Annotated in this window: 20 protein-coding genes; 13 read left to right on the forward strand and 7 right to left on the reverse strand. The window is 62.6% G+C overall.

Annotation, left to right across the window (positions count from 1 at the left end):
• Positions 1 to 12: 12 nt before the first annotated feature.
• Entirely contained in the window at positions 13 to 1,767 is a 1,755-nt protein-coding gene (locus ACSSVY_RS19245) for a heparinase II/III family protein (RefSeq protein ID WP_454271386.1), read from the reverse strand.
• Between the two features lie 97 nt (positions 1,768 to 1,864).
• Positions 1,865 to 3,133, reverse strand: coding sequence for an RsmB/NOP family class I SAM-dependent RNA methyltransferase (locus ACSSVY_RS19250; protein WP_454271387.1), 1,269 nt, complete (start codon positions 3,131 to 3,133; stop codon positions 1,865 to 1,867).
• Positions 3,134 to 3,201: 68 nt separating this feature from the next.
• On the opposite strand from ACSSVY_RS19250, the gene ACSSVY_RS19255 reads away from it, so the two are divergent.
• Positions 3,202 to 3,393: a DUF1674 domain-containing protein gene (locus tag ACSSVY_RS19255; protein WP_454271389.1), complete on the forward strand. Its 192-nt coding sequence runs from the start codon at positions 3,202 to 3,204 to the stop codon at positions 3,391 to 3,393.
• 19 nt (positions 3,394 to 3,412) lie between these two features.
• On the opposite strand, the gene ACSSVY_RS19260 is transcribed toward ACSSVY_RS19255, so the two are convergent.
• Both ACSSVY_RS19260 and dapB read right to left on the reverse strand, forming a co-directional pair.
• Entirely contained in the window at positions 3,413 to 3,766 is a 354-nt protein-coding gene (locus tag ACSSVY_RS19260) for a dihydrodipicolinate reductase (protein ID WP_454271391.1), read from the reverse strand.
• A 59-nt stretch (positions 3,767 to 3,825) separates the two neighbouring features.
• Positions 3,826 to 4,644 (reverse strand): 4-hydroxy-tetrahydrodipicolinate reductase, encoded by an 819-nt coding sequence (gene dapB / locus ACSSVY_RS19265; RefSeq protein WP_454271393.1) that lies wholly within the window; start codon positions 4,642 to 4,644, stop codon positions 3,826 to 3,828.
• A gap of 161 nt (positions 4,645 to 4,805) precedes the next feature.
• Here dapB and rbfA point away from each other — a divergent pair, with 161 nt between their 5' ends.
• The 4 genes from rbfA to ACSSVY_RS19285 are packed head-to-tail and all read left to right on the forward strand — an operon-like array spanning position 4,806 to position 7,454.
• The gene (gene rbfA / locus ACSSVY_RS19270; RefSeq protein ID WP_296637085.1) at positions 4,806 to 5,201 is read left to right on the forward strand and encodes a 30S ribosome-binding factor RbfA; all 396 of its coding nucleotides are present in this window, start codon (positions 4,806 to 4,808) and stop codon (positions 5,199 to 5,201) included.
• The gene (locus ACSSVY_RS19275) at positions 5,188 to 5,946 is read left to right on the forward strand and encodes a phosphodiester glycosidase family protein (protein ID WP_454271412.1); all 759 of its coding nucleotides are present in this window, start codon (positions 5,188 to 5,190) and stop codon (positions 5,944 to 5,946) included. The genes rbfA and ACSSVY_RS19275 overlap by 14 nt, the downstream gene beginning before the upstream one ends.
• Before the next feature lie 36 nt (positions 5,947 to 5,982).
• On the forward strand, positions 5,983 to 6,888 hold the full coding sequence (gene truB / locus ACSSVY_RS19280; protein ID WP_454271395.1) for a tRNA pseudouridine(55) synthase TruB: 906 nt from the start codon (positions 5,983 to 5,985) through the stop codon (positions 6,886 to 6,888).
• Positions 6,885 to 7,454 carry a DUF1643 domain-containing protein gene (locus ACSSVY_RS19285; protein ID WP_454271396.1) on the forward strand — a complete coding sequence of 190 codons (570 nt, stop codon included), beginning with the start codon at positions 6,885 to 6,887 and terminating at the stop codon, positions 7,452 to 7,454. The genes truB and ACSSVY_RS19285 overlap by 4 nt, the downstream gene beginning before the upstream one ends.
• Before the next feature lie 69 nt (positions 7,455 to 7,523).
• Here ACSSVY_RS19285 and ACSSVY_RS19290 read toward each other — a convergent pair whose 3' ends face one another.
• Both ACSSVY_RS19290 and ACSSVY_RS19295 read right to left on the reverse strand, forming a co-directional pair.
• A complete protein-coding gene (locus tag ACSSVY_RS19290; protein ID WP_454271397.1) occupies positions 7,524 to 8,156 on the reverse strand; it encodes an enoyl-CoA hydratase/isomerase family protein in 633 nt (210 codons plus the stop codon).
• A complete protein-coding gene (locus ACSSVY_RS19295; RefSeq protein ID WP_454271399.1) occupies positions 8,153 to 8,902 on the reverse strand; it encodes an SDR family oxidoreductase in 750 nt (249 codons plus the stop codon). The genes ACSSVY_RS19290 and ACSSVY_RS19295 overlap by 4 nt, the downstream gene beginning before the upstream one ends.
• Before the next feature lie 129 nt (positions 8,903 to 9,031).
• Here ACSSVY_RS19295 and ACSSVY_RS19300 point away from each other — a divergent pair, with 129 nt between their 5' ends.
• From ACSSVY_RS19300 to ACSSVY_RS19315, 4 genes are all read left to right on the forward strand, one after another.
• Positions 9,032 to 10,552 carry a DUF2125 domain-containing protein gene (locus tag ACSSVY_RS19300; RefSeq protein WP_454271401.1) on the forward strand — a complete coding sequence of 507 codons (1,521 nt, stop codon included), beginning with the start codon at positions 9,032 to 9,034 and terminating at the stop codon, positions 10,550 to 10,552.
• Between the two features lie 110 nt (positions 10,553 to 10,662).
• Positions 10,663 to 12,015, forward strand: a complete 1,353-nt coding sequence (locus ACSSVY_RS19305) for a TldD/PmbA family protein (RefSeq protein WP_454271402.1) — start codon at positions 10,663 to 10,665, stop codon at positions 12,013 to 12,015.
• Positions 12,002 to 12,781, forward strand: coding sequence for an inositol monophosphatase family protein (locus ACSSVY_RS19310; RefSeq protein WP_454271404.1), 780 nt, complete (start codon positions 12,002 to 12,004; stop codon positions 12,779 to 12,781). The genes ACSSVY_RS19305 and ACSSVY_RS19310 overlap by 14 nt, the downstream gene beginning before the upstream one ends.
• Positions 12,782 to 12,848: 67 nt before the next feature.
• Positions 12,849 to 13,769, forward strand: a complete 921-nt coding sequence (locus ACSSVY_RS19315) for a DMT family transporter (RefSeq protein ID WP_454271406.1) — start codon at positions 12,849 to 12,851, stop codon at positions 13,767 to 13,769.
• On the opposite strand, the gene ACSSVY_RS19320 is transcribed toward ACSSVY_RS19315, so the two are convergent.
• Positions 13,708 to 14,526 (reverse strand): glycosyltransferase, encoded by an 819-nt coding sequence (locus ACSSVY_RS19320; protein ID WP_454271408.1) that lies wholly within the window; start codon positions 14,524 to 14,526, stop codon positions 13,708 to 13,710. The genes ACSSVY_RS19315 and ACSSVY_RS19320 overlap by 62 nt on opposite strands.
• A 352-nt stretch (positions 14,527 to 14,878) precedes the next feature.
• Between ACSSVY_RS19320 and rpsL the strand changes: the two genes are divergently transcribed.
• The 4 genes from rpsL to ACSSVY_RS19340 all read left to right on the forward strand — a co-directional run.
• Positions 14,879 to 15,250, forward strand: a complete 372-nt coding sequence (gene rpsL / locus ACSSVY_RS19325) for a 30S ribosomal protein S12 (RefSeq protein WP_008281863.1) — start codon at positions 14,879 to 14,881, stop codon at positions 15,248 to 15,250.
• A 12-nt stretch (positions 15,251 to 15,262) separates the two neighbouring features.
• Positions 15,263 to 15,733, forward strand: coding sequence for a 30S ribosomal protein S7 (gene rpsG / locus ACSSVY_RS19330; protein WP_009817498.1), 471 nt, complete (start codon positions 15,263 to 15,265; stop codon positions 15,731 to 15,733).
• Between the two features lie 20 nt (positions 15,734 to 15,753).
• Positions 15,754 to 17,877: an elongation factor G gene (gene fusA, locus ACSSVY_RS19335; RefSeq protein ID WP_454271411.1), complete on the forward strand. Its 2,124-nt coding sequence runs from the start codon at positions 15,754 to 15,756 to the stop codon at positions 17,875 to 17,877.
• An 85-nt stretch (positions 17,878 to 17,962) separates the two neighbouring features.
• A partial coding sequence (locus tag ACSSVY_RS19340) for a GTP-binding protein (RefSeq protein ID WP_139229758.1) occupies positions 17,963 to 18,057 on the forward strand: 95 nt, incomplete at its 3' end.

Raw genomic sequence — 18,057 nt, forward strand, 5'->3', positions numbered from 1 at the left:
TGCCTTGTCGGTTCACTCGTCGGCCACGGGATCAAGCGCGTCCTCATTGACATCGCGGATGCCAACCGGGGTATCTTGCGCCTTGGCCAGTGACCATCTCAGATGGGTCGCATAGTCCATCGCGCGACCGGATAAAACGATCTGTTTGGTCGCACGCGGTTTGAGGCGCGTTTTTTCAAGATAAACACTCGGTTGCAAGGACAAAGCGGCGTGCCCGTCGCTGCGGAATACCCAAATCTCACCACTGCGCAATGCCAAAGACACCGCAGCCCCGCCCATATCCACCGACGCGTCCACATCCGGGTGCAAATGGAACCGAACGTCATACGGAATCCCATGCATGCGTGTTTCATCGAGGGCACGGTCAAATTGCCGCTTTTCCGGTTCTTCGATGGCCAACAGCATATCTTCGCCAGCCAACCCGCGCCCATCAGAGGTCAGGTCCAGTTGGCGGACATGCGTCAGGCCGTGCCCGCGGACATAGCCGTCATGCGCCCCCTCAAACCGAACCCCGTCCGGAGCCTTGGACAGATTCACCTGAACTGAACGTGGGGCCTCGCTCAGCCAATCAGGATGCCGTTTGTCATTGCTCAATCGCGCGCTCGATCCTGCGGCCAGCACGAGGGCGGAATGGGATGGGGTGGCGCGACCGGCGCGTCGCCATTCGGGGCCGAAGCTATGTCCCGAGCCGCAGTTCACGATCAGCGGTCGACGCCCCGATGTCAGCTCGAATGCGAGCGTCGACGCATGCGCGCCCGCAGAGGCCGCACCGATCGGGGGCGGGGCCGCGTCGATGATGACGCTGGTTCGGCCAGAGCTCAGTCGGGCAAATCCCATCGCCAACTTGTCGGCAAGTCGGGTTTTTACGCCACTGGTGGCCAATGCACTGTCGAGCCGTCCCTCCAACCCCCGCCCGCCACCATGAAACCGCGCCAGACCGCCATCAGCGTGACGCAAGCTGCGCAGCGTTGGGGCGATCCTCTCAATGGCGCGCCAGTGCGCCTCACTTGCGGTTTTGCCAGATTCGCTAAGGGCCATTGCGACCCAAGTGAGCAGAGTAAACACCTCCAGCAACTCTTCGGGATTGCGTGTGGGCAATCCGCCCATAGAGTCGATCTGGCTCTCGCATTCGCGCGCAAGTGCAGCCAGCGCCGGGTTCAACTGGGACTGCATCCCCTCCAGGGACAAGCCTGCATAGATGAGACCTGTCAGTGCCTCGAACCGTGGAAGTCCGGGGCGTGTCGCCTGCCAGCGACGGGCAAGAAACGCAGTTTGCTGCGCCATCGAGCGATAGAAGGGCGATGAGGCCTCGGCCGGCAGACCTCTCAGGACAAAGAGCGCCTGACTGATCCAGCGGATGAGGCGGCGTCCGGTCAGGTCCGGCGTCCATCCCGGTCCCGAGCCATTGCCGTAGCGGGAAATCCACGCCCACAGCCACGACTGAGCATGGCTGCGCGCTGCCGCATCTCCAGCGGCGGCCAGATCATCGAGCCAGCCAAAGCCATGCATTTCCGCCGCAAATCCGGCGTCCGGCGGGTCAATATCCCAGATGCTGGTATTCGGAGCCTCGACGAGATGGCCGGCAAAGACGAAATTACCGGCGCAAAGCTGTCGCCCTCGGGCGAGATAACCGATGCTGCGGGGTTCGGGTTGTGACAGAAATGCCGTTGCGGGGCGGCTGAGCGCTGCGCGCCGCGCAGCAAGTCGGTTCAGCAGGCGCGACCAGCGCTCTGGCCAGCGCTCTGGAATGAGATCGGATGTGGACATGTGCCGTGCCTCTGGACGCTTCTGTCGGCGTTGATGGCTCCACTATAGCCACGGGTATGGCTCAAGTCACCGTTTCTTTGCGGCGGAAAGCCGGTCTTCACCGCCGCAGGCAGGCGATGAAGAAGCCGTCCATGCCGCCCAGATCGGCCCAGTAGTCGGGACGCAGTCGCAATCCGCCTTCTTCGGTGACCCACCCGGGCTCGATTCCGGGGCGGAGGAGTGTGGTGCGGTCGACAGTCAGGTCTGGATGGCGACCAAGCGCTTCTTCTACTTGGCATTCGCCCTCGTCTGGCAAAAGTGAACAGGTGCAAAAGACAAGCCGCCCGTCAGGTTTCAAAAGCGTCAGGGCATGATCCAACATCGCCGCCTGCAACGCGATGAGCACGCCAAAATCCGAGCCATCCTTGGCGTGAGGCAGGTCTGGATGACGTCGCATGGTGCCAGTGGCCGAACAGGGCGCATCAAGCAGAATCGCATCGTAGGGCCCACCTTTATGATGGAGTGCGTCGCCCACGATGCAGGTGGCGGTCAGCCCCGTGCGGGCAAGGTTCTCTGTCACGCGCGCCATCCGACGCTCTGACAGGTCGAGGGCGGTCACCTTTGCGCCTGCCGCAGCCATTTGCAGCGTCTTGCCTCCCGGAGCAGCGCAAAGATCCAGGATCTGTTCTCCGGGCTTTGGGGCCAGAACCACTACGGGTAGGGCAGCGGCGGCGTCCTGCACCCACCACTCCCCTTCGGCATAGCCAGTAAGAGCAGAGACCTGCCCCGGATCGGTGCGCCGTATAGACCCGGTCGGCAACAGTGTAGCTCCGAGCCTTTCGGCCCATGCCTCGGGGTCAGATTTCACCGTTATATCAAGGGGCGCACCCGCGAAATGCGCGCGCTCCATCGCGGCGACCGGGCCCTTGCCCCATGCTTCGACCAGCGGCGCGCGCAGCCATGTCGGAAGGCTTGGCAGGCGCAGATCGTGCCAACTGCGGGGGGCCTCTTCGGTCATCTTGCGCAGCACGGCATTGACCAACCCCTTGAGTTTCGCGTGTCGCGGGCTTTGGCCTATTGTCTCAACCGCCTCATTGACCACGCCATGCGACTCGCCGCCCTGTGCAAGTTCTACGGTAGCCAGACGTAGGACGTTCTGCACTGGCAAGGGCGGTGCCTTGCGCAGGTGTCGTGACAAGAGTCGGTCGGCGCGGTCCAACCCACGGAGCGTGTCCGTTGCTAACCGCTGAGCGCGTGCGCGGTCGGGCGGTGAGAGCGCATCAAGCGCCCCACCCGCGATCAATTCGGACATGAGCCGTCCCTCTCCCAACACCCGGTCGAGCAGATGAACCGCTGCAGAGCGGGCGGTGAGGGTGGGTTTTTTCATGGCCTTGTCCTTGGCGAAGGGTTGGCTGCGCGATATATCAGGGGGGAGATGACAAGGAAAGCCCGACCATGACATGCGATGACAGCCCTAAGCCCCGCGATTTGCCGCCCGCCGCACAGCGCGCTCTTGCTGAAGCCGAGGAACGGCGAAAGTTAGCAGAGACGTTGGCCTTGCCAAAAGAGCTTGGGGGGCGCCGCGAAGGCTTGGAGCCAGTGCGCTATGGAGATTGGGAAAAGAAGGGTCTCGCTATCGACTTTTGATGGACCTGAGGGCGTGCGATCATTCCACGCTGAGATCGGCGAACTGTCCAGTGCCTTGGTCTGATATGAAACGTACAGTGTTGCCTTGGACGCGCACGGCCTGACAGTTAGGACCGAGGTCCATGTTGCCCCAGTAGAGGTCGCGGCAGAAATAGTCGCCGTTCCACTTCCAGGCCCCCGTCACGTCACGACCAAAGGCGCGGCCTTTGATCTGACCGTCCTTGGTTACGTTGAGCGTGATTCCGAAGCGCGTCAGGTCTCGGCCTTCGATCAAAGACACAAATCGGTCCCGCTCGGTGACAGGTGCAAATCCCTCTGCAACGGCGGGCGTTGAGAGGCCAAAGCTCAGTAAAATAACGAAGATCGAACGCATGATATTCACCTGTCACATCTTGTGATCGGATAGGGATACGCACGAGGGCAGCCATTGGATCAGTTGTCGGACAGGCCCAGAACGTCAATCATGTCATAGCTGCCCGGCTTGCGCCCCAGTCCCCAGAGCGCCGCCTTGAGCGCGCCGCGCGCGAAAATGGCGCGGTCGGTGGCAATGTGGCGCAGCACGATCCGCTCGCCTGCGGCTGCAAAAATCACATCATGCTCGCCCACGATGTCACCGCCGCGAATGGCCGAAAATCCGATATGCCCGCGCATGCGTTTGCCGGTGATGCCGTCGCGGCCGCGGTCGCTGACACGCTCGAGCGCCACACCGCGCCCCTCTGCCGCTGCCTCGCCCAGCATGAGCGCCGTGCCCGAGGGGGCATCGACCTTTTGATTGTGATGCGCCTCGACGATCTCGATGTCGAAATCCTCGTCAAGGGCGGCGGCCACGCGCTTGGTCAGTTGTGCGAGCAGGTTGACGCCAAGGCTCATGTTGCCGGCGCGCACGATGACCGCATGGCGCGCGGCGGCGTCGAGGTGTTTGAGGTCTGATGCCTCGAACCCGGTGGTGCCGATCACATGCACGACCCGCGCCTGAGCGGCCAAGGTGGCGAATTCCAGCGTGGCGGCGGGGGCTGTAAAGTCGATCACCGCATGGGCGCGGGCGATCACTTCGAGCGGATCGTCGGTTACGACAACACCCATGTCGGCGCCACCCATGGCGCGGCCCACATCCTGTCCGATCCAGGCGTGACCGGGCCGCTCAAGCGCGCCGATGAGCGTCGCGCGCGGGCTCTCGGCCAACGTGCGGATCAGCATCTGGCCCATGCGGCCTGAGGCCCCGGTGATCACGATGCCCGGCAGGTCGGTCATGGGCGGCTCTCCTTTGCTGGTTGCGGGCCTGCATAGCGCGGAGTGTTTGAGGCGGCAAGGGCGCGGGTGGGGTAGGGGTGGTGCAGGAGTATTTCTGCCAAGAAAAAGCCGGGCGGATTTCTCTGCTTGGAAATGCCTGCCCAAGCGATTAGATGCGGGGCATGGCAAAGAACAAGTTTCATGACGGGCCCGGCCCTTCGCAACGGCAGCTTCGCGTGGGCGAGTTGATCCGCCGGACGTTGTCCGAAGTTCTGATGCGGGGCGATATTCACGACCCCGATCTGAACCGTATTTCGGTGACGGTGGGCGAAGTGCGCACCTCGTCGGACCTCAAGATTGCCACCGCCTATGTGATGCCACTGGGGGGTGAAGGCCAAGAGGATCTGATCGCGCTCTTGGCGCGCAACAAGCACGAGTTGCGGCGCATCATCGGCAAGAAGGTGGGTCTGAAATACGCGCCCGATCTGCGCTTTCGGCTGGATGAGACCTTTGACCAGATCGACGAGACGAGACGCCTCTTTGAGCAAGACACGGTGCGCCGGGATGTGGAAGGCTAGGCTCGCGCTTGGGCTTGTGCTGATGCTTGGCCCCGGCGGGGTGCAGGCGGCAGAGTGTCGTTCCGAACGCTTTGACGGCCAGAGTTACACCGTCTGTGCCGTCGACATGCTGCGCGACGATCTGCGGCTTTTCCTCAATTACGCGCAGACCGGGACGCCCTTGGGCAGTTTCGGGGCGATCGACGACAAGCTCAAGGCCGAGGGCAAGGCGTTGGTCTTTGCAATGAATGCGGGCATGTATCATGCGGATCGCAGCCCGGTGGGGCTCTACGTGGAGGCGGGTCAAGAGGTGCGCGGTCTTGTGACGCGCGATGGTCCCGGCAACTTTGGCCTCTTGCCCAATGGGGTCTTCTGCATCCGTGAGGGCCGCGCCGATGTGATCGAGACCTTGCGTTTTGAGCGCGAGCGCCCGCGCTGTCGTGATGCCAGCCAATCGGGTCCGATGCTGGTCATTGACGGCGCGCTGCATCCGCGGTTTTTGGAGGATAGCGACAGTTTCTATATCCGCAACGGCGTGGGCACGTCCCAAGACGGGCGGCAGGCGTGGTTTGTGATTTCGGACCGGGCGGTGAATTTCCATACATTCGGGCGGTTCTTCCGCGATCATCTGAAGCTGCGCCAAGCGCTCTATTTCGATGGCAAGGTGTCTCGCCTCTATGCGCCTGCGCTTGGGCGCTCTGACATCGGCTTTCCTCTGGGGCCGATGGTGGGCGCGGTGATTGACGCGGGCGCAGCGGTGGATTAGGCGCTGCTGGCTTAGGCAACAGGCAAAGGGCCGGGCATGGCACGCAAACGCAAAGGGCGCGAGATTTCGGGGTGGCTGGTGGTGGACAAGCCCGCTGGCATGACCTCGACCGCCGTGGTCAACAAAGTGAAATGGGCGTTGCAGGCGCAAAAGGCGGGCCATGCGGGCACGCTCGACCCCGAGGCGACGGGGGTGCTGGCTGTGGCGCTTGGCGAGGCGACCAAAACGGTGCCTTATATCACCGACGCGCTCAAGGCTTATACGTTTTGCGTGCGGCTGGGGCAGGCGACCAACACCGATGACACTGAGGGTGAGGTGATCGCCGAGAGCGAGAGCCGCCCCACGGATGACGAGATCAAGGCGCTGCTTGGTGGGTTCGTGGGCGACGTGATGCAGGTGCCGCCGAAATATTCCGCCGTCAAGATCGACGGGCAGCGGGCCTATAAATTGGCGCGCGACGGGGAAGAATTCGAAGTCGCGGCGCGGCCCCTCTGGGTTGAGGAATTGTTGCTGGTGGACCGCCCCGATGCGGATCATGCGGTGTTGGAAATGACCTGTGGCAAGGGCGGGTATGTCCGCTCTGTGGCGCGGGATCTGGGCGAGAAGTTGGGCTGTTATGGCCATGTGGCGTGGTTGCGGCGGGTGTGGTCGGGGCCGTTCGAGGCCGAGGATGGCCTGAGCATCGAGGACATCGACCGGATGGCGCAGAGCCCGGAGTTAGAGGCGCATGTGCGTCCGCTCGAAGAGGGACTGGCCGATTTGCCCATGGTCACGGCCACGCCCGAGGGGGCGGCGCGTCTGCGCAATGGCAACCCCGGCATGGTGATCGCGCAGGGCATTGAGTATGGGGATGAATGCTGGGCCGCGATCGAAGGCAAGGCGGTTGCCGTGGGGCGCTACAAGGCGGGGGAATTGCATCCGTCGCGGGTGTTCAACCAATGAGCGGAGCGGCCCCCGATCATCTGCACGATCCGGGTGGCAAGGTGCGGTTGCGCCTGCCGGATGGTGTGGTTGGTGGCGCGGAATATTCTATATGTGGCCGCTATCGGCAAGTTCTGAGCCGGGATTGGACGCCTGAGGGCGTTGTGCCGCGCAGGGTGCTGTTCATAGGGATGAACCCCTCCGTGGCGAGTGCCGAAGTGTCTGATCCGACCTGTCACCGTGAGGTCATGTTTGCCAAGGATTGGAAATTTTCCTTTTATTTCAAGGGGAATATGCTGGATTGGCGGGCGACATCGCCCAAGGATCTGCCGCGTGATCCGCAAGAGGCGTGCAGCCCGGCGAATATCCCGGCGCTGGTGGCGATGGCGGAGCAATCCGAGTTTGTCGTGCTGGCCTATGGAAAACTTCACAAGCGTTATCAAGAGGTTGTGCGGCAAACACTGCGCGATATTGCTGCGACTGGCAAGCCGTTGATGTGTCTGGGGCTGAACAAGGACGGATCGGCCAAGCACCCGCTTTACCTGCGCAAGGATACGATCCTCAGGCCGTTTCCGATGCCGGTCTGAAGAGGGGGACCGTACTTTTGTGCGGTCAAACCGTACGGTCGCACGGTCCCATCCCGCGCTCTTGTCCATTCAGCCCGCTGCGCGGCACATCGCCTTGAGCGCTGTCGCATGCTCGGGGGACGCGGCGAGGGCGTTGGCGGCCAGATCGCGGGTGGACTGCAACAGGCTGTCGCCGGGAACAACGCGGTCAAAGAGCCCCCAATCGAGCGCCTCTTGGGTGTTGAGCCGCGCGCCGGCCAGAAGGATCATCTTGGCGCGTGCCGGACCGATCAACGCGGCAAGGCGGGCGGGGTCGCTGGGTTGGGGAAGAAAGCCCAGTTTCATCACCGGATAAAACGCCCCGGCCCCCTCGGCGGCGATGCGGATGTCGCAGGCCAGCACCATGCCGGTGGCTCCGCCTGCGACCGTTCCGTTGAGGGCGGCGATGCTGAGGCCGGGCAGGGCGGCGATGGCCCCGGATAGACGTTCCCAGACCGGGCTGGTGGCCAGACCGGTGCGCGCGGCCTCCAGGTCAGCCCCGGCAGAGAACGCCTTGCCCGCGCCGGTCAGCACGAACACGCGGGCCTCTTGGGCTGCCTCGGCGATGTCTGCCAGTTCGGTCAGCATCGGCTCGGTCAGGGCGTTGGCCTTGTCCGGGCGATTGAGGGTCGCGATCCAGAGCCCGCCGTCACGCTCCAGCGTAACCAGAGGGGCCGCGCTCATATCAGGCCCACCCGGCGGCGGATGGCCTCGTCGCGCAGCGAGATTTCCTGACCTGCGAAGTCTGCGGCATCGGGGCCGCACATCCACAGGAGGGCGCGGGCGGGCCAATCGGCGGGGATATGATCGGACCAGTCCAACTGGCTGACGGCGTTGACGCCGCTGGCCTTGATTTCGCGCTGCATGTCGGTGGCGACGGTGCCGGGCGAGAGGCCCATCACCCGGACGCCGACCGGCGATGCCTCAAGATCGGCACAGCGGGTGAGCATCGCCGCGCCAGCCTTGGAGGTGCAATAGGCGCTCCAGCCTTCGAGGGCGTTGTGAGCTGCGCCAGAGCTGACGGTGAGGATGGTGCCCGCGCCGCGTGCCATCATGCCGGGCAGGGCGGCGCGCATGCCGTTGAACACGCCCTTGAGGTTGACGTCGATGGCGCGCGCCCATGACTCGGGATCAGCGGCGGATAGGGGAGCGATGGGCTCGATCACGCCGGCGTTGTTGATCAGCACGTCCAATTGTCCAAAGGCAGTGTGGCAGGCGGCGATGGCGGCCTCGATTTCCCAGTAGCGGCTGACATCGCAGGGGATGGCGATGGCCGAGGGGCCGATGTCGCCTGCCAGTTCGGCAATCGCGTCGCCATTGCGCGCGGCAAGGGCGACATTGGCCCCGGCTGCGGCAAAAACCCGCGCAGCGGCGGCACCGATGCCTTTGCTGGCCCCGGTGATGAGAACGCATTTACCCTGCATATCCATGGTATTCCCCTCTAGTTGTTGCCCTTGTCCTAACGCCGGGACGGGTCAAGTTCCAGTCAGATCATCCTTGACCCTTACGCTGTGACGACCCAAGCTAAGGGTAACTCCGATTTCAACAAGGTGTCCTTCATGTCTTATAGTCGCACGCTTACCGCATCGACCTCTTTGCTCTGTCTGTCGGCGACGGCCGGATTTGCCGATCTGACCGCCGTGCAGGTCTGGGAGGATTGGCAGACCTATCTCGAAAGCTATGGCTATGACGTGCAGGGCGACACCGCGCAGTCGGGTGATACGCTGACGATTCGGGACATGGCGATGCGGATGCAGGTGCCAGAAGAGGGCGGCATGGTTGAGCTGCGCATGGATCAGATGCAACTGGTGGAACAGAGCGACGGATCGGTTGTGGTGATCCTGCCCAAGACCATTCCGATGGCGATGGACCTCAAGGATGAGGCGGGCGAGCAGGTCGCGCTGACGATTGAGATCGCGCAGCGGGGCATGGACATGCGCGTCACCGGTGATCCGGCGGCGATGAGCTATGACTATACCGCGCAAGAGATGACGATGACCTTGACCGATCTGGTGGCCGGAGAGCAGACGCCCGAGATTGGCGCGGCGCAGATCCGAATGGCGGATCTGGCGGGGCAGTATCAGAGCAAAGAGACCGGGGACAAGCGCGGGTTCACGCAGGAGTTGACCGCAGGCCCGGTGGGGTATGACATTGATTTCACCGATCCCGAAGCAGGTGGGCGTGCCGAGATCAAGGGCACGTTGGCGCGTATCAGCATGACGGGCAACGGGGATCTGGTCGAGGGTGTTGATGCAAGCGACATGGCCTCTGCGCTGCGCGAGGGGCTGAGGGTCAACAGTCTGATGGAGTATGAAGGTGGCAACACGGCCTATAAGTTCACCAATGAGGGTAAGGTCATCGAGGGGACGCAAAGCTCTGACAGTGGCACGTTGCGGGCGGAGATCAGCCCCGAGGGGTTGCGCTATGGCGGTGACGGGCGCGGTGTGAGCCTCGCGATGACCGGAGACGAGCTGCCGTTTCCGGTGACGGCTGAGATGGAGCGTGCGGGGTTCAACCTCGTGATGCCGGTGGGCAAGAGCGAGGAGATGCAGGATTATGCGCTGGCGCTGAATTTTGGCGGCTTCACCATGTCGGACATGATCTGGGCGATGTTCGACCCGGGCGAGAAATTGCCGCGTGATCCGGCGACGATCAGCGTCGATCTGTCGGGCAAGGGGCGGCTGTTCTTTGATCTGCTCGACCCCGAGCAGATGACCAAGCTGGAAGAGAGTGAAGCGGCCCCCGGTGAAGTGGAGAGCCTCGTGCTCAATGATCTGACGGTTGATCTGGCCGGGGCCAAGCTGACCGGGGCGGGGGCGTTTACCTTTGATCAGACGGATCTGACCAGCTTTGACGGGGTGCCTGCGCCCGAAGGCGCGATTGATTTGCGGCTGGTGGGGGGCAACGGCCTCTTGGACAAGCTGATTGGCATGGGCTTTGTGGCTGAGGATCAGGCGATGATGGTGCGGATGATGGCGGGCATGTTCGCGCGCACCGGGTCAGGCGAGGATGAGCTCACCTCGCGCATTGAAGTGACCGAGGAGGGTCAGGTGCTGGCGAATGGGCAGCGTCTGAAATAACGCGGACATGATCGGCAGAGGGGGCCACGGGCGCAGGCGCGTGGCCTTTTGCATGGGCGCGGGCTTGCGCGTGGGGGGGTGTCGGTCTACCTCAGGACGGCAACAAGGAGATGGCCATGGCGAAAGCGCTTGATGAATTGACCCATGCGCTGATTGACGCGGCGCTCAGGGCGGGGGCCGAGGCGGCGGATGCGATGGCGTTGCGCGGGCAGTCGGTAACGATCGACATGCGCGGCGGCACGCTGGAACAGGCAGAGCGGGCCGAGGGTGTGGACATCGGGCTGCGGGTGCTGATCGGCGGGCGGCAGGCGAATGTGTCGGCCTCGGATACCGGCGAGGCGACGATTGCCGCGCTGGCCGAGCGGGCGGTGGCGATGGCGCGGGAAGCGCCGGTCGATCCCTATGCGGGGCTGGCGGAGCCGGGGCAATTGGCGCGTGACTGGGATGTGGCGGCGATGGAGCTCTGTGATCCGAGCCCCGAACCTGCGCCCGATGCCTTGGCGCGGATGGCGCTAGAGGCGGAGGCGGCGGCGCTTGGAGTGGCCGGTGTCACGCAGGTGCAGTCGGCGACGGCGGGGTATAGTCAGCGCGCGGTGCATATTGCCGCCAGTAACGGGTTTTCCGGTGGCTATGCACGCAGTGATACAGGGCTGTCGTGCGTGGCGATTGCCGGGACCGGCACCGGGATGGAACGCGACTACGATGGCGACAGCCGGATCTTTGCCTGCGATCTGCGGGAGGCATCCGAGATTGGTCGCCGTGCGGGGGAGCGTGCGGTCGAGCGTCTGGGCGCGCGTCGCCCGCGCACCGGGGGCTATCCGGTGGTGTTTGACGAGCGCGTGTCAGGCACGCTGATCGGGCATTTGCTGGCGGCGGCGAGTGGCGCGTCGGTGGCGCGGGGATCGTCGTGGCTGCGCGAGCGGTTGGGAGAGCAGGTGCTACCTGAGGCGCTGTCGGTGCTCGAAGACCCGCACCGTCCGCGCGTGAGCGGATCGCGGCCGTTTGATGCCGAGGGGCTGCCCACCGCCAAGCGTGCGATTGTGAAGGATGGCATGCTGATGGGATGGACGCTCGATCTGGCCAATGCGCGCAAGCTGGGGATGCAGAGCACGGCGAATGCGACGCGCGGCACCTTTGCCCCGCCCTCGCCGGGGACGTGGAACATCGCGCTCACGCAGGGCACGCAGAGCCGTGACGATCTGATCCGCGAGATGGGAACCGGCCTTTTGGTCACGTCGATGATCGGTTCGACGATCAATCCCAACACCGGCGATTATTCGCGAGGCGCCGCCGGATTCTGGGTGGAGAATGGCGAGATCAAATGGCCGGTCAACGAATGCACCATCGCCGGCAGTTTGCCCGAGATGCTGCGCCGGATGATCCCGGCCAATGACGCGCGGTTGCATCTGGGTCGGGTGGTGCCGTCGCTCTTGGTCGAGGGGATGACGCTTGCCGGGGAGTGATCTGCTGCTCTTGATCGAGGCTGCGCATGAGGCGGGTCGGATTGCCACCGCCTATGTGGGCGGGCCGCTGGAGGTGCAGGACAAGGCTGGAGGGGCTGGTCCGGTGACGGCGGCGGATCTGGCGGTCAATGCGATGCTGGTGGAGCAATTGCGCAGCGCAAGGCCCGAATATGGCTGGTTGTCGGAAGAGACCGAAGACACGGCAGCGCGATTGCAGGCGGATCGGGTGTTCATTGTCGATCCCATCGACGGCACCCGCAGTTTCATCGAGGGCAATGACAGTTGGGCGCATTCTTTGGCGGTGTCCGAGGGCGGCGTGGTGGTTGCCGCTGCGATTTATCTGCCGATGCGGGACAAGCTCTATGCCGCCGCTGTGGGTCAGGGGGCCACGTTGAACGGGGTGCCGATCCGGGCCACCGGACGGGCCGATCTGGTGGGCGCGTCGATATTGGCCTCAAAGCCCAATTATGCGCCGGAGCATTGGCTGGGGGGGCGCGTGCCCGACGTCACGCGGGCGTTTCGACCATCCCTTGCCTATCGCCTCGGTCTTGTCGCAGAGGGGCGCTATGACGCGATGATGACGCTGCGTCCGTCCTGGGAATGGGACATTGCGGCGGGCGACCTTATTCTGCGGGAGGCGGGGGCGGTGACGTCGGACCGGCGTGCAGGGCCGCTCCGGTTCAACAATCCGGTGCCGTTGGTCAATGGGGTTCTGGCGGCCAATCCGGTGCTGCACGGTGCCTTGCACGCGGCGCTGGCGGGGTGATATCGGGTTGCACCTGCCGGTGATCCCTGTCTAATGCCGAGGCAAGAGGTTCAAAAACAGGCACATCATGCCCCGCTCCGACAATCTGACCGGCGCCCTACTGATGATGGGGTCGATGGCGGCGTTCACGCTGAACGATGCCATGATCAAGGGGCTGGCGGGACAGGTGCCGCTGTTTCAGGTGATGTTCCTGCGCGGGGTAGTGACGACGATCCTCGTGGCGCTGATTGCGTGGAAGATGGGGGCGCTGAAACGGCATTTGCCGCGCGAGGATTGGGGGCCGGTGTTCTGGCGCATGGTGGGCGAGATCGGGTCCGCGTATTTCTTTGTCTCCGCGCTCTATAACATGCCGTTGGCCAATATCAGCGCGATCATGCAGGCCTTGCCGTTGACGCTGACGCTGGCCGCTGCGCTGTTTTTCCGCGAGCCGGTGGGGTGGAAGCGGATGTCGGCCATTCTGGCCGGGTTCATCGGCGTGATGCTGATCGTTCGGCCGGGCACCGAAGGGTTCAACGTCTATTCGGTCTATGGATTGGCGGCTGTGGCTTTTGTCACGCTGCGCGATCTGGCGACGCGCAAACTGTCGCGGGATGTGCCGTCGATGCTGGTGACGCTGTTCAATTCGTTTTTCATCATGGCGTTTTTCGGTCTGGGAAGCCTGACCGGGGAGTGGGTGCCGATAGATGCGCGGGCCGCCCTGATCATCTGTGGCGCGGCGGTGATGATCATCGGCGGTTATCTCTTTTCCATCATGGTGATGCGGGTGGGCGAGATCAGTTTCGTGGCGCCCTTTCGTTATACCAGCCTGATTTGGGCGCTGTTGCTGGGCTGGCTGGTGTTTGGCGACTGGCCGCAGACCCTGACCCTGATCGGGGCGGCGATCGTGGTGGCGAGCGGACTTTTCACGCTCTACCGCGAGGCGCAGATCAGTCGACGGGCGAAGGCGGATCTGAAAAGACAGCTTTCACTTGGTCCTCGTCCACGTTGAACTGCGACTTGAAGAAGGCCGCCTCGCGCGGGTCCAGCGGGTGCATCGGGCCGCAGACGTATTTTGCGGCGGAATCATTGTCGTCATGTTTGGCGCGCAGATACATATGCGGGCCGGGCTGAATAAGGGTCGGCATGTCGTAATGCAGCTTGTGATGGCTGAAATTCATCACGGTCAGGTCATCGCCGGGACGAAAGAGCACGGCCAAACCGCACGCCCAGAAGGGCGGCTGTACTTCTTCGGCCTTGATCCCCTCATCCGACAGCGTGACCGAGTAGCCGCGATTATAGTCGATGGCCATGTGAGGCCAGTTCTTGCGCATGGTGCGGGTATGCTTTTCGAACCAGCGCAGGCTGCGGACGAAGCTGAGGGCGACGGCGTCGTCGTCATCAAGGCGGAATTGCATGGAGGGCACCGTGTCCTCTCCGAGCTCCGTCTTTATGGCGATTTGCATGGCGAGGCGGTGCTTCATCGGTTCGCTCTCGATGATCTTGATCTGCGGCACATGGGCGGTCAGGTCGTGCAGGCGGTCGCGGTAGCGTTTGGGCAGGCTGTCACCGATCAGGATGAGAAAGGTGAAGTCGGGATGCTGTTGCGCGGCGATGGAGGGCAGGGTGAGGCATTCAAAATGGCGAAAACGCAGGTCCATTCGGGCCGGGGCATAGAGATAGGCTTCGCGATCCGCCACGGTGTCGTGCATCCGCTTGAAGCCGCCGACAGCCGGGTAGGAGAATCGGCAAATCCCGATCACGCGCATGGCTCTGAACCCTTTGTTGGCGCGCGGGTTTACGCCCGCTTTTGTCCCTGATACATCGCACCCGTCGGGCATCTGTGCAAGGGCGGGCAGGGCTGTTGACAACCCCCGCGACTCCCCCTATACGCGCCCCATCCATGGCTGAGGGGGTCGCCCCGTCGCCTGTATCAGAACTGTAGTGGTCAAGATCCGGGCGAGCGCGCCCCGATCCTCTGGAAACCCACCGCGTCGGACCCGAAATACAGGGTGCGATTGCGGTCTTTGCGTATTGCGGACGCGCGATTCGCTTTTGATTAACCGCATGGGGCTGGTCCTTGTGCAGACACATGTGTTGAGAGACGGGGAAATAACCGGAATGCCAACGATCCAACAGCTGATCCGCAAGCCGCGGCAGCCGAAAGTCAGAACCACAAAGTCACAGCATCTGCAGGGTTGCCCTCAGAAGCGTGGCGTTTGCACGCGCGTCTATACCACGACGCCGAAGAAGCCGAACTCGGCCATGCGGAAGGTCGCCAAAGTGCGCCTGACCAATGGCTTTGAGGTCATCAGCTATATTCCCGGTGAGAGCCACAATCTTCAGGAGCACTCTGTGGTTCTGATCCGTGGCGGCCGTGTGAAAGACCTTCCCGGTGTGCGTTACCACATCCTGCGCGGCGTGCTCGATACGCAAGGCGTCAAAGACCGTAAGCAGCGCCGTTCGAAATACGGCGCGAAGCGTCCGAAGTAAGAGGAATTATAGATGTCTCGTCGTCACGCCGCAGAAAAACGCGAAGTCCTGCCTGATGCCAAGTATGGTGATCGGGTTCTGACCAAGTTCATGAACAACCTGATGATCGACGGCAAAAAGTCCGTCGCCGAAACGATCGTCTACAATGCGCTGGAGCGCGTCGAGGCCAAGATCAAACGCGCGCCCGTCGAAGTGTTCCACGAAGCCCTGGACAACATCAAACCCTCCGTCGAAGTGCGGTCGCGCCGCGTCGGTGGTGCCACCTATCAGGTGCCCGTCGAAGTGCGCCCCGAGCGTCGTGAGGCTCTGGCAATCCGTTGGCTGATCAATGCGTCGCGTTCGCGCAACGAGAACACCATGGAAGAGCGTCTGGCCGGTGAGCTGGTCGATGCGGTTCAGAGCCGCGGCTCGGCCGTGAAGAAGCGCGAAGACACCCACAAGATGGCAGACGCGAACAAAGCGTTCAGCCACTACCGCTGGTAAACCTCAGAGGCATTTGAATCATGGCACGCGACTATCCCCTCCAGCGTTACCGGAACTTCGGGATCATGGCCCATATTGATGCGGGCAAGACCACGACGACCGAGCGCATCCTGTTCTACACCGGCAAGTCCCACAAGATCGGCGAAGTCCATGACGGCGCCGCGACGATGGATTGGATGGAGCAGGAGCAGGAACGCGGTATCACCATTACCTCGGCTGCGACCACGACCTTCTGGCAGCGTCAGGAAGATCCGAGCCTCGAGAGCGTTTCGGATACCAAGTACCGTTTCAACATCATCGACACCCCCGGCCACGTCGACTTTACCATTGAAGTCGAGCGTTCGCTGGCGGTTCTCGATGGCGCGATCTGTCTGTTGGACGGGAACGCCGGTGTCGAGCCGCAGACCGAAACCGTGTGGCGTCAAGCTGACCGTTACAAGGTGCCGCGTCTGGTGTTCGTCAACAAGATGGACAAGATCGGCGCCGACTTCTTTAACTGCGTCAAGATGATCAAGGACCGCACCGGGGCTATCCCCGCGCCTGTGGCTCTGCCGATCGGTGCCGAGGATCAACTCGAAGGCATCATCGACCTCATCAAGATGGAAGAATGGGTCTGGAAGGGTGAAGATCTGGGCGCGTCCTGGGTCCGTCAGCCGATCCGTGATGATCTCAAGGATCTCGCTGACGAATGGCGTGCCAACCTGATCGAAGTCGCCGTCGAGATGGATGACGATGCGATGGAAGGCTATCTCGAAGGCAAAGAGCCCGACGAAGATACCCTGCGCGCGCTGATCCGCAAGGGCACGCTGTCGCTCAGCTTTGTTCCGATCCTCGTGGGGTCTGCGTTCAAGAACAAGGGCGTGCAGCCTCTGTTGAATGCGGTCATCGACTTTCTGCCCTCGCCGCTCGACGTGCCGCCCTACATGGGCTTTAGCCCGGATGACGAGACCGAGACCCGTAACATCGCGCGTCATGCAGATGATTCCGAGCCATTCTCGGCGCTGGCCTTCAAGATCATGAACGACCCGTTCGTCGGTTCGCTGACCTTTACACGCATCTATTCCGGCGTGATGAAGAAGGGCGACGCGATGCTCAATGCCACCAAAGGCAAAAAAGAACGCGTTGGCCGGATGATGATGATGCACGCCATCAACCGCGAAGAGATCGAAGAGGCGTTTGCAGGCGACATCATCGCGCTGGCCGGTCTGAAAGAGACCACCACCGGGGATACGCTCTGTGATCCGTCGAAGCCGGTTGTTCTGGAAACCATGACCTTCCCCGATCCGGTGATCGAGATCGCGGTAGAGCCCAAGACCAAGGGCGACCAAGAGAAAATGTCGGCGGGTCTGGCCCGTCTGGCGGCAGAAGATCCCTCCTTCCGCGTCGAGACCGATATCGAATCCGGTCAGACCATCATGAAGGGCATGGGCGAGTTGCATCTCGACATTCTGGTCGACCGTCTGCGTCGCGAGTTCAAGGTCGAGGCCAATATCGGTGCGCCGCAGGTGGCTTATCGTGAAACCATCAGCCACATGGTCGAGCACACCTACACCCACAAGAAACAGTCGGGTGGTTCGGGTCAGTTCGCCGAGATCAAGCTGGTGATCACGCCGACAGAGCCGGGCGAAGGCTTCAGCTTTGAAAGCAAGATTGTTGGTGGTGCCGTGCCCAAGGAATACATTCCGGGCGTCGAAAAAGGTATCCGCTCTGTCATGGACAGCGGTCCGCTCGCGGGCTTCCCCGTGATCGACTTCAAGGTCTCGCTGATCGACGGCAAGTACCACGATGTTGACTCTTCGGTCATGGCATTTGAAATCGCCGGTCGTATGGGCATGCGCGAAGGCCTCAAGAAGGCTGGTGCCAAGCTGCTCGAGCCGATCATGAAGGTCGAGGTGGTCACGCCCGAGGAATATACCGGCAACGTCATCGGCGATCTTACGTCGCGGCGCGGTCAGGTGTCGGGTCAGGAACAGCGCGGCAACGCGATTGCGATCAACGCAAACGTGCCGCTCGCGAATATGTTCGGCTATATCAACACGCTGCGCTCGATGTCTTCGGGACGCGCCCAGTTCACGATGCAATTCTCGCATTACGAGCCGGTGCCGCACAACATCTCTGAAGAAATCCAGAAGAAATACGCATAACGGCGGTGGGCAATCTGCCCACCCTACCATCCCCGTAGGGTGCGCCGACGCGCACCGCACACGAACACAAGAAGGAGCCAGTATCATGGCAAAGGAAAAGTTTGCACGTAACAAGCCGCATGTGAACATCGGCACGATTGGTCACGTTGACCACGGCAAGACGACGTTGACGGCGGCGAT

Source organism: Roseovarius sp. MBR-51, from assembly GCF_053628575.1.